The organism is Eubacterium sp. MSJ-33, from assembly GCF_022174665.1.
GTDB lineage: Bacteria > Bacillota > Clostridia > Lachnospirales > Lachnospiraceae > Coprococcus_C.
This window is the reverse complement of record NZ_CP076562.1, coordinates 2,370,755-2,382,576: the sequence shown is the minus strand read 5'-3', so window position 1 is coordinate 2,382,576 and position 11,822 is coordinate 2,370,755. Positions and strand designations below refer to the sequence as shown.

Sequence of the window (11,822 nt, the reverse complement as noted above, 5' to 3'; positions counted from 1 at the left end):
AAGCATAACAAAAAAGAGACCAACAATCCAGTCAGTCTCTTGAATTTGTAAAGGAAAATCCATACCCTTCCTTTACACTTATTACTATTAACTTTTAAAGAAGTCTGAGATGGCGGGTATGGAATCTCAGATTACAATTGACGAAAGATATATGACGAATATTATTTTAATCAAAAAAATCGACAAAAAAAGAACCCGTCATGCAATATCATCTTCACAAAATGATATTGCATGTCAGGTTCCTTCCATATGTGCAAGGAGTTTATATAATTGTTGTCACAACCACAATATTACATTCTCCCCTTTTCTCCGTCTACCTTGCGAACATGTTTTTATTATATAAAAATAAATTGTTTATTCAATATGTGACAGAAAATGTGACAGCTTTTGTCATTTTTGGTAATGGTATTTTTCAACATCTTATTATAAAATAATGTAAGTATAAAAATCAGGGGGAATTATGTATGAATACGATACAGGAACTATTGAAAAAATACATTGAAGAAAACGGATACACAATATATTCTATTTCTAAACAGAGCGACATCAATCGCACAACCCTTCAGAAAATCCTTTCCGGTCAGAGAAAAACCACCAAAGACATTTACAATCGATTACTTCCTTATTTTGCACTTTCTCCAATTGACAAAGATGAATTGGATCAGGCCTTTTTAGCTGACCAGATAGGACCGGAACGTTTTCAGACACACATGGAAATCAAGCGCATTCTTGAAATGTCTGCCTCTTCCCTTTATCTGGAAAACCAGACAATACCGGATTCCGCACTCACAACCATCGACAGCTATCCAAACTGCACACTAATCGAGGGAACCTATCAGATTGCAAACGCCATCTATACGATTGCACTTCACAATGTAACAACCGAAGCGCAGCCATTTTTATATACCTTCGCAGATTTCAGTCATCCATATGCCTCGATTTTCTTTAAGCCGCTATATCATCCGGCTTTTCAGTCCCTGCATGTAAAACAGCTTGTAGAATATCAGAAAACACAGATTGACGGAGAAAATTATGATAACATCCATAATATTCAGATTCTGACAAATCTGCTTCCATCCTTTGCAGCTTTTCCGGGCTCATTTTCCGTGTATTTTTATTACTCTGCCCGCAATCGGTTTAAACAGCAGGCATCCGCGTTTCCGTTTTATATTATTACGAACACGCATGTACTTCTGTTATCGCCATCGTATGAGACGGCAATGCTTCTGTCTGATCCTGCCATTCACGCATACTACTTAAAAAATTATAAGCAGATATTAACAAAATCCAATACGTTGACCGAAGGTGCGCAATCTCCATTAGAGCTTCTGGACGCACTAAACAAGGTAGATCCTTCGACAAATTATCCGTTATGTCTCAACATCCAGCCAACGATTGAGAAATATCTCACTCCGGAAATGATTGATAAATACATGCTTGATTCTCCATACAAAGATATCCTGCGTGCCAAATTATTAGAACGAATCGGACAGCTTACAATGGAACATCATACGATTCTTTTCACATCCGAAGGGTTAAAACTGTTTTCCGAACAAGGGAAAAATATCAACTTTCCAGACTCGCTTGCAGCACACTTTGATATAGAAGACCGTATCCATATTCTGCAGAAATTCATAGATGCGAATGAAAACGAAGAAGATAATCATTTTTTGATATTAGATCCAGCCAAAATACATACTTCACTAAATATATCTATCGCTTTTACGCCGCCATCTCTTACTTTTTTAATGCTGGTGCGAAACGACGGAAATTCCATGATTATTCCATTATATGAACATACACTTTGCAACAGTATCATGGATTTCATTCAGACACTGCCACAATATGGCTATGTGTGCTCTCCGGAAAAGACAAACCAAATACTACAGGAAGAAATCGAAAAATTAAGAAAACAGCTTTAGGCTGCAAATATACTTATAAAACAAGAAGAGGGCTCAAGGCCCTCTTCTTCGTATCCATGGGAAGTAGTCACACTTCCACGGATGATATCTTCCGGTGCGGCATCATACAGATCCATGAGTGCGAGCAGTGTGTCTGCCTGCGGGTAGCTAAGCCCGCGCTCGTACTTATAGACTGCCTGAACGCTTCCGAGCATCAGATACTCGCGCACATACTCGACAGACAAGTGCTTTGCCTCCCGCAGCTTTCTCAGGTTTGCTCCGACAACGCGGAGATCGTATTCTGGTCTATACTTCATATATCTTACTCCTTTCAACACAAACTGTTAGTTTACAGAGCGATATTTCAGTATATCTTTATTGCACCTGTTTGTCAATATTTATTTTTCATTTTTTTAATTTTTTCTTGCCAGATTACCATAATTCCGGTCGGTTTTGAATCGTATCTTCCTCTGTAATCTTCCGAATCACCTTGCATGGGTTTCCAACTGCCAGTGAATGTGGCGGAATATCCTTTGTCACCACACTGCCTGCACCGATCACACAACCTTCTCCGATTGTCACACCGCCGGTCACGACCACATTGCTCGCGAGCCAGCAGTTATCTCCGATCGTGATTGGCTTTGCGTACTCATCATCGTATGCCGTACCATCCTGCTTGAACTTGATGTTACGCTCCTGATAGCGAAACGGATGCATCGGTGTCACAAGCGATACATTCGGTCCGATGAAGACGTTATTGCCGATATGCACCGGACAGGTATCTAACACCGTGAAATTAAAGTTTGCGAACGTATTTTCTCCGATCGTCGTAAATTCCCCATAGTCAAAATAGATCGGTCCCTGCAGATACACGCCCTTTGCGCAATCGGGGATCAGGTCACGCATCATCTGCTCCCGTGCTTTCTCCTCGGTGTCTGCAGTCTGATTATAGATCTGACACAGCTTATGTGCCTTTGTACGGATGGCAAGTAACGTCTCGTCCGATGGATCATAGATTTTTCCTGCCAGCATCTTTTCCTGTTCTGTCATAATCTTTTTCCTCCTGTGGTTTATAGCTGCCGGTTCATATTTGTATTCAATTTCCCGGTTACTGCTCATTCTATCTCTTAATCATTTATAGCATAGTAATACACACACCATCAAAAAAGCAACTACATACCATGCGTTTTTTAACATCCATTTTACTTTTTCTGCGTTATAGGGTATAGTAGGTTTTGGTTTTAAAAAATGAGAAGAGAGAGAGAATATTTATGAACAAACGAGAGTCTTTTACGAATCGTCTCGGATTTATCCTTGCCTGCATCGGTTCCGCCGTCGGCATGGGCAATATCTGGATGTTCCCGACACGTGTATCCTTATATGGAGGCGGTTCCTACCTTATCCCGTATTTTATTTTTGTTGTACTGATTGCATCAACCGGTGTCATCGGGGAAATGAGCTTCGGTCGTGGCACGCGATCCGGTCCGATTGATGCCTTCGGTGCCGCCTGTGAATCCCGTGGCAAACGTAAGGTCGGCGAAACGCTCGGCTTTATCCCGGTACTTGGTTCGCTTGCAATGGCGATTGGGTATACCGTTGTCATGGGATGGATTCTGAAATATATGATCGGAACATTTACCGGAAGCACACTTGCCCCGGACAGTATCGATTCCTTTGCTGCATCCTTCGGCGGTATGGCTTCCGCGTTCGGCAACAATCTGTGGCAGATCATCGCACTTGTAGTTGCTGTTATAATCTTGATGTTTGGTGTCGGAAATGGTATCGAGAAGGCAAATAAGATCATGATGCCGGTGTTCTTCCTGCTATTTTTGATCCTTGCGATCTACACCGCATGTCAGCCGGGCGCGATTGACGGCTATAAATACATCTTCCGTGTAGAGCCTTCTGCTCTGGCAAAGCCGGAGACATGGATCTTCGCTTTGGGACAGGCATTTTTCTCCCTGTCTGTTGCAGGAAACGGAACGTTAATCTATGGTTCGTATCTGCCGGACAACGAGGATATCCCAGCTTCCGCAGCACGAGTTGCCTTATTTGACACGATCGCAGCTATGCTTGCTGCACTTGTAATCATCCCGGCAATGGCAACAACCGGCGCACAGCTTGACCAGGGTGGCCCCGGACTGATGTTTATCTTCCTGCCTAGCTTATTTAAGTCTATGCCGGGCGGACACATCGTGGCGATCATCTTCTTCGTAGCGGTCTTCTTCGCAGGACTTTCGTCTCTGCTTAACTTATACGAAGCACCAATCGCAACGGTACAGGAAAAGCTTCACTTAAACCGCAAGCTCTCCTGCCTTGTCATTGGTGTAATCGGTGTGATTGTATCGATCTGTATTCAGGGAATCGTATCCGACTGGATGGATATTCTGTCTATCTACATCTGCCCGCTTGGTGCAGGTCTCGCCGGTATCATGTTCTTCTGGGTATATGGCAAGAACTATGTGGAAGAACAGGTCAACCTTGGCCGCGACAAAAAATTTACAGACAAGTATGTACCTGTCTGTAAATATCTGTACTGCCCGATCTGTATCCTTGTGCTGATCCTTGGTATCGCACTGGGCGGAATCGGTTAATCTGCTTCCATCGCAAACTCGGTCTGTCGTGTGAGTTCTGCATCACTGATGATTGTAATTCGTCCCTCGTCGTACTGTTCCTGTACCCAATCGTACACACGGCGCACGAGGGGCGATTTTTTATCTACCGGTTCCAGTCCCTTCTTCTTGCGGTACTGGTTGATCCAGTAGCCGACACCGGCGATACCGGATGTGGAGTTTACCGATACCTTTGGCGGGCGGTCGAGCAGCGTGTCGGTATCGAAGATATTGTAAATCTCATGATTTTTGAGCATGCCATCAGCATGGATACCGGCTCTTGTCAGGTTGAAGTTTTCGCCGACAAACGGTGTCATCGGCGGAATCTCATAACCGGTTTCTTTGCTGATATAGTCTGCAATCTCTGTAATTACCTTCGTATTCATCCCATTTAAGTGTCCGCGCAGGGACGCATATTCAAATACCATCGCTTCGAGCGGTACATTTCCGGTACGTTCCCCGATGCCAAGCAGCGAACAGTTGACGGCACTCGCACCATACATCCATGCGGTCGTCGCATTTACGACGCCCTTATAGAAATCGTTGTGGCCATGCCACTCCAGCATCTCGGATGGCACACCGGAATAATGCTGCAAACCATAGATGATACCGGACACGCTTCGCGGCAGCGATGCGCCCGGATATGGCACACCAAAGCCCATCGTGTCACAGGCGCGGATCTTAATCGGTACGCCGCTTTGCTCGGACATTTCCATCAGACGGTTTGCAAATGGTACAACAAATCCATAGAAATCCGCGCGCGTGATATCCTCAAAATGACACCTTGGGCGAAGTCCTGCTTCGATACAGTCTGATACAATCCCAAGGTATTTGTCTAATGCCTGCTTCCTTGTCAGTCCCATCTTGTGGAAGATATGATAATCCGAACAGCTCACAAGCACGCCCGTCTCCTTGACACCGATGGATTTTACCATCTCGAAATCCTTCTTATTCGCACGAATCCATGTCGTGATCTCCGGGAATTTGTATCCTAACTCCATACATTTCTCAAGTGCCTTGCGGTCCTTCTCCGAATACACAAAGAACTCGGTCTGACGAATCATGCCGTTCGGTCCGCCAAGCTCATGTAAAAGCTTGTAGATATGCACCATCTGCTCCATCGTGTACGGCGCGCGTGACTGTTGCCCGTCGCGAAATGTCGTGTCCGTGATGAAGATATCCTCCGGCATATTCTCAGGCACCCGGCGATAGTTAAATGCGATCTTCGGCGTCTCGGTATACGGGAACATCTCGCGGAAAAGCTCCGGAGATTCCACATCCTGTAGCTGATAGCTGTATGGGTCCAATTCCAATTTGTTTGTCTTGTTGCTTAGTCTGATTTCCTGCATATGCCGTCCTCCATCCTTCGGATGTTTCATCCAATTTTGTTGCACTCATTATAAGCACATGCTATATTATATGTAAAATAGATAATTTTGATAGTAATAATTGAATTTACGAATAATGGGAGATTTTTATGGATATCGAAGCATTGAATACATTTCTGATACTTGCCAATACGAAGAACTACACGCGCACCGCTGCGCAGCTTTTTGTCGCCCAGTCTACCGTGACAAACCGCATCCATGAACTGGAAAAAGAGCTGAATATCGCGCTTTTCACACGCAACAACCGAAGTGTGGAGCTGACCGTAGAAGGCGAGCAGTTCAAGGACTACGCCGAGAAGGTCATCACACTGACAAATGCATCGCTCTCCGAGATCAGTTCCTTACACAAATATGAAAACCACCTGCGCATCGGCTGCTCCGATTCGATCTACGAAGGACATCTGGCGCCAATCATCTTAGAGCATCGAAGACAATTTCCTAATGACGCATTAAAAATCACGATTGGTCTTTCTAATCTGCTGATGGAGCAGCTGCAAAATGATATCTTCGATGTGATCTTCACCTATCTTCCTATGAAAAAATCATCCTATCACTGCGAGGTTTACAAGCAGGATAAGATGATTTTAGTGACTGATTATTATAATACGATGTATGCGCGCGGTATCACGAAGCAGGCGTTGATTGCTGAGAATTATCTGATGTGCAATTTCGCCCTGCAGGATGTCGGACAGTTCATCCGAAACTTATTTCCGCGCTACCATCAGTTTTCTCTGGAAATTGATGACTGTTCCAAGATCATTCCCTTTTTGCTTGGCTCAGAAAGCTATACGTTCCTGCCTGCGGATACAGCTCGTCCATTCTTAGAGACTGGCAAACTCCGCGTTATTCCTCTGCTGGACTTAGAAACACCGGTCATCAACAGCTACATGATCTGCAAGAACAGTAAGCGGGAATTGTGTCAGTCGATTTTTATGTGATTCCATGCAGGGATTCGAATTTGACACCCACTGATGCGTACACAGGTCATCGTATTCGCCCCACACATTTCCGATACATTGTACATTTCCCTGCGCAAGGTCTTCCTTTGTCACTGCGTACTCCTTTCCGCATTTTCAGGATATTTGTAAAACGTCTTACATAAGTTAGATACAGTCTGCATAAAAAAGGTTCCGTCTATTTCATTTATTTTAGGTTAATTATCACTTCAAATACACCATTCTCCATCCGAATCTCTCCGGTATACCCGCAGGCATCTAAAAATCGGTGCACAATGCCAAGCCCCATGCCACCTCCATTTCTGCCGGTGCGCGCATCGTCTCCCCTTTTTGTCGGATTCCACAATTCTTCCGGTGTGCAGTCAGGGATATGAACTGCCTCATTTCGCACAATCACGGTATCCTTGTCAATCTGAATCTGCACCTCTGTCTCCGGCTTTGCGTATTTGACTGCGTTCGTCACCAGATTATCCGCAATATAGCCAAACATCTTCGCATCCGTCTGCAGCTTCACATCTCCATCAATTGCGATCTTCAGCTTATTTTTGTCGATCAGGTCCTGATATTGCGCAGCCTTCTTCTCGAATATCTCCCGAATGGAAACCGCGGATTTTTCACTTTTATCCGCCTCCTGCTCCTTCAGATAACAGATCATATTCGTAATCATCGAGTTCATATATGAGACATTTGACAGGATTTCGTCCCGGTAATGTCTGCCCTCCTCTGCCTCGATCAACTGTCCCATGTTCTCCGCATATCCGCCAATTGCCATCAGTGGTCCACGAATGTCGTGTGCGATAGCAAGCATCAGTTCCTCATTTTGCTCCTTTCCAAGCAGCTTTGCTTTCTTGTGCCGACAGGTAATCAGCAGCAATAACACTGACCCCAACAGCAAAATCAGACAACCATAACCTCCAACAGCTAAAATACGGGACATCTGTGGATACCAGGTATAGGGGTTTGCATACATTGCCGACAGAACAACATATCCTTTTCCTGTTGTATCATATACACGCTGTCCATACATCAGATAATTTCCACGTAATTTTAAGGCCTCGTTATGTATGCCTTCAAATATTACATCCATGGTTTTACTCTCTGTTTTCTCTCCCCCCGCAGAATTATATAATTGAACCTGAAAATATGGTTTATTTGCACCGGAAATCATCTCTATCCGTTCATCAACAAATTTCTGAAGTTTATCATCTGCCTTCTGATTTTGGTTTTCATAGATCAGTTCTCCCGTACCAAGTTCATATACCCGGTTCAAAAAGGAAAATCCATCCGTATCCTCCTGTCTGTCTTTGACCTCAATTTTACTCTCTATTAATCTTTCTTCTGCCCCAAACAATCCCGGATCCGACAATACACTGATTATGTAATCCTGCACAGAGGTCCTTGCATCAGTAAAATAACTGCCTATTTCTATATTTGCTTTTCCTCGTACCCAACTACATACTCCCCAAAATAGCGCAATTGCCAGACAGTTGATTAATATAGCTTTCCAGATCAGATTCCCGCGGTACTTCCGCATTTCCCGCTTCCATCTACCGGTCAGTTTCTTCTTTTTTCCTTTCATATGTTACGCCCCTTTCTTCGGTAACATCTCCTCAATCTTATAACCTTTTCCTACCACTGTTTTGATACATCTGCCTGCACTTCCAAGATGCTTTCGAAGCTTTCGCACATGATTATCTACGCACCGGTCTGTACCCTCATAATCATATCCCCAGATGCCAATTAACAGCCGCTCCCGAAGCAACACCATGCCTTTATTTTCAAGCAGCATCCGAAGCAGAGCGAATTCCTTCGGGGACAGGTCTACTTCTCTCCCTTCTACCGTTACACGATATTTCAGCACATTCATACGGATGTCGTCGCACACCAGCTCGTCTTCGCGTATTGTCCCCTTCGCACGCTTCAAGATGGCAAGACATTTCGCATATAGGACAGACAGGGAAAATGGTTTCACCATATAATCATCACATCCTGTCGCATATCCCTGCATCATGTCCTGCTCCGTGTCTTTCGCTGTCAGGAAGATAATCGGCACAACACTCCGTCTTCGCATATAACGACATAACTCCAATCCATTCATCCCCGGCAGCATAATGTCAAGCAACACAAGATCAAATTCGTTTTCATAGAATTTCCCTAATCCGACTTCTCCATCCTGCGCAGTTTGCACCTGAATCGTTCCCTTGCTCTCACGTGCAAAAAAATCCTGCACGACCTCGCAGATCTGTATATCATCCTCTATCATTAAAAATCTGTACATGTACTTCCTCCTTTCGAAGAAACTTTATCATCATAAAATGACTTTTATATGTTCATTTCTGTATTTTGCTTTGATTTTATTATATCTTATGTCACACGCGCCAGCGTGACGACATGCGCACGCATCATTATGCTACATTATATCATGTCATCTGACGGCTCCATATAGTTTTCATATATTCCCCTATTTCCGCAATACTTGTATTATTTTCATTTTTCATCACATTTACTCCAACCCACTTCTTTGCTTCCTGTTCGCAATTGGAGCATTTTCTCTTTTTTCTTACACTTGCTCCAACCCACTTCTTTGCTTCCTGTTCACAACTGGAGCATCTTCTCTTTTTTTCTTACACTTGCTCCAACCCACTTCTTTGCTTCCTGTTCACAACTGGAGCATCTTCTCTTTTTTTCTTACACTTGCTCCAATCCACTTTTTTGCTTCCTGTTCGCAATTGGAGCATTTTCTCTTTTTTTCTTACACTTGCTCCAATCCACTTTTTTGCCTCCTATCTACAATTGGAGTTTTTTCATTATTTTCTTACATCTGCTCCAGCCGACTTCTTCGCCTACGATCCACAATTGGAGCAATTTCTCTTTTTTCTCTCATCTGCTCCAACTCACTTCTTTGCTTTCGTCTCACGATTGGAGCATTTTCTCTTTTTTCTCATATTTACTCCAACGCACATTGATTGATTACAAGCTTTTATGGTAGAATAGATAAAATACAGACTAAATTAGACAGGTATGGTACATTTATGAAAAAAGAACAAACTCGAACATCGTTCAAAAGCCGCTGGGGATTTATTCTTGCATCAGTCGGTTCCGCAGTCGGCATGGCAAATGTCTGGGGATTTCCAAATAAAATGGGAAGCAATGGCGGTGGCGCCTTCCTTCTTATCTATTTATTGTTTATATTTTTGTTTAGCTACGTCGGACTTCCGGCGGAGTTTGCGATTGGACGCTGGTCACACACAGGAACACTCGGGTCCTATGAAAATGCATGGCGTTCGCGAAACGAAAAACTCGCCCCTGCCGGGCGTGCACTTGGCTGGCTGCCACTCACAGGTTCCCTATGCATCGCAATCGGCTATTCAATCATCGTTGCCTATGTATTAAAAGCATTTGTTGACTCTGCATCCGGACTTTTAATGCAGGTCAATACTTCCGAATGGTTCGAATCGTTCTCGATGACGGATTTCTCGGTTGTACCATTCCATATTATTATCATCATCGGCACTCTGCTTACTTTATTACTCGGTGCCAGTAGTATCGAAAAAAGCAACAAAATCATGATGCCGCTCTTTTTCCTGATTTTCGTTGTACTTGCAGCCCGCGTAGCTCTGCTGCCCGGTTCAGCAAGCGGGTATGAATTCATGTTTATCCCAAGATGGGAAGCATTGAAAGATCCGACTGTCTGGATCACTGCCATGGGGCAAGCGTTCTTCTCCCTGTCCGTAACCGGAAGTGGTATGATTGCGTATGGATCCTACTTAGACCGGAAAGAAGACGTCATCGCAGTATCGAGACATACCGCGATTTTCGATACGATTGCAGCTTTGGTTGCCGCGCTTGTGATCATCCCGGCATGCTTCTCTTATGATGTCAGTGTGGACGCAGGGCCAAGCCTGCTCTTTATCACATTGCCATCGATCCTGCAGGATATTCCGCTTGGACAGGTCTTTGCGATTATCCTGTATGCGGCAATGATCTTCGCCGGTGTAAGTTCCCTGCAGAACATGTTTGAAGCTGTTGCCGAATCCCTTCTGCACCGCTTCCCGAAGCTGCGCCGTACTGTTGCACTCGGCATTATCTGCGTGATCTGCCTTGGTGCCGGAATCGGTATGGAAGCCATCACCCGCTGGGGTACCTGGATGGATCTTGTCTCCATCTACATCATTCCGATTGGTGCAACACTTGGTGCAATTTCCTGGTTCTGGATCATGAAGAAAGAAGATTTATTTGCAGCAATCAATGAAGGTGGCAAAAAACCTCGAGGGAAGCTGTGGTATTTCCTTGGGCGATACCTGTATGTGCCAATCGCGATTATCCTATGTGTGATTGCGCTCGCGATGAAGGTGGCATTTTAAACATAAAATTCTTCTCCTGTTTCCAGACAAAGTGCAGCTAAACATCCATGTTTAAACGGTGCACCACAATCAATTGCAATATGATTATTCATCCGCACAATCTTCCCCGGATATGGATTGTGCGGAATTTTTTGTGTCGGCGTATGCCCGGTTATCACAATAATATCTTCGAAATAAGGTTTTGTATAATCCGTGCGTGTCCACGTAAGCTCCCCCTCCGAGTAACTCTCAAATTTCTTTTCCTTTGAAAAAGCCCCAAGACCGGCATGAACAAGTATATATTTCTGTCCTGCTATTCCAATTTTCTTATACAGTGGTAATTTCCGAAGATATTCTACCACTTCTCTGTCTGCAAAGATCTCCGGATCACGGAAATCTAACGCCATCCGGTCATGATTTCCCATAATTGCCTCTACATTTTCTCGATGCATAATTTCTCGTACTACATTAACCGAATCCGGTCCACGCTGCACCAGATCTCCTAACACATAAAGCCTGTCCGCACTTGAAAACTGTAATTTTTCAAGCATCAGCATAAATTTATTATACATGCCATGAATGTCTGACATAACGTATGTTCTCATCCCGTTCCCTCCATTTC

Annotated in this window: 10 protein-coding genes; 4 read left to right on the top strand and 6 right to left on the bottom strand. The window is 44.1% G+C overall.

The features are described from left to right. Window positions 1-464: 464 nt before the first annotated feature. The gene (locus tag KP625_RS11195; RefSeq protein ID WP_238297903.1) at window positions 465-1,922 is read left to right on the top strand and encodes a helix-turn-helix domain-containing protein; all 1,458 of its coding nucleotides are present in this window, start codon (window positions 465-467) and stop codon (window positions 1,920-1,922) included. Here the strand turns inward: KP625_RS11195 and KP625_RS11190 are convergent. Beyond that, a complete protein-coding gene (locus KP625_RS11190; RefSeq protein WP_177970519.1) occupies window positions 1,919-2,218 on the bottom strand; it encodes a helix-turn-helix domain-containing protein in 300 nt (99 codons plus the stop codon). The two genes, KP625_RS11195 and KP625_RS11190, sit on opposite strands and share 4 nt — an antisense overlap. Window positions 2,219-2,333: 115 nt before the next feature. Next, the gene (locus KP625_RS11185) at window positions 2,334-2,951 is read right to left on the bottom strand and encodes a sugar O-acetyltransferase (RefSeq protein ID WP_238297901.1); all 618 of its coding nucleotides are present in this window, start codon (window positions 2,949-2,951) and stop codon (window positions 2,334-2,336) included. Window positions 2,952-3,172: 221 nt separating this feature from the next. Between KP625_RS11185 and KP625_RS11180 the strand changes: the two genes are divergently transcribed. After that, the gene (locus KP625_RS11180) at window positions 3,173-4,495 is read left to right on the top strand and encodes a sodium-dependent transporter (protein WP_238297899.1); all 1,323 of its coding nucleotides are present in this window, start codon (window positions 3,173-3,175) and stop codon (window positions 4,493-4,495) included. Here KP625_RS11180 and KP625_RS11175 read toward each other — a convergent pair. Continuing rightward, entirely contained in the window at window positions 4,492-5,862 is a 1,371-nt protein-coding gene (locus tag KP625_RS11175; protein ID WP_238297897.1) for a 2-isopropylmalate synthase, read from the bottom strand. The genes KP625_RS11180 and KP625_RS11175 overlap by 4 nt on opposite strands. A gap of 128 nt (window positions 5,863-5,990) precedes the next feature. On the opposite strand from KP625_RS11175, the gene KP625_RS11170 reads away from it, so the two are divergent. After that, entirely contained in the window at window positions 5,991-6,839 is an 849-nt protein-coding gene (locus tag KP625_RS11170; RefSeq protein ID WP_238297896.1) for a LysR family transcriptional regulator, read from the top strand. A gap of 205 nt (window positions 6,840-7,044) precedes the next feature. Here the strand turns inward: KP625_RS11170 and KP625_RS11165 are convergent, their stop codons facing one another. Together KP625_RS11165 and KP625_RS11160 are read right to left on the bottom strand one after the other, a co-directional pair. Beyond that, window positions 7,045-8,436, bottom strand: a complete 1,392-nt coding sequence (locus KP625_RS11165; protein ID WP_238297895.1) for a sensor histidine kinase — start codon at window positions 8,434-8,436, stop codon at window positions 7,045-7,047. A gap of 3 nt (window positions 8,437-8,439) precedes the next feature. Further along, a complete protein-coding gene (locus tag KP625_RS11160; protein WP_238297894.1) occupies window positions 8,440-9,135 on the bottom strand; it encodes a response regulator transcription factor in 696 nt (231 codons plus the stop codon). 754 nt (window positions 9,136-9,889) lie between these two features. Here KP625_RS11160 and KP625_RS11155 point away from each other — a divergent pair. After that, window positions 9,890-11,221, top strand: a complete 1,332-nt coding sequence (locus KP625_RS11155) for a sodium-dependent transporter (protein ID WP_238297893.1) — start codon at window positions 9,890-9,892, stop codon at window positions 11,219-11,221. Here KP625_RS11155 and KP625_RS11150 read toward each other — a convergent pair. After that, window positions 11,218-11,805: a metallophosphoesterase gene (locus KP625_RS11150; RefSeq protein WP_238297892.1), complete on the bottom strand. Its 588-nt coding sequence runs from the start codon at window positions 11,803-11,805 to the stop codon at window positions 11,218-11,220. The genes KP625_RS11155 and KP625_RS11150 overlap by 4 nt on opposite strands. Window positions 11,806-11,822: the final 17 nt, after the last annotated feature.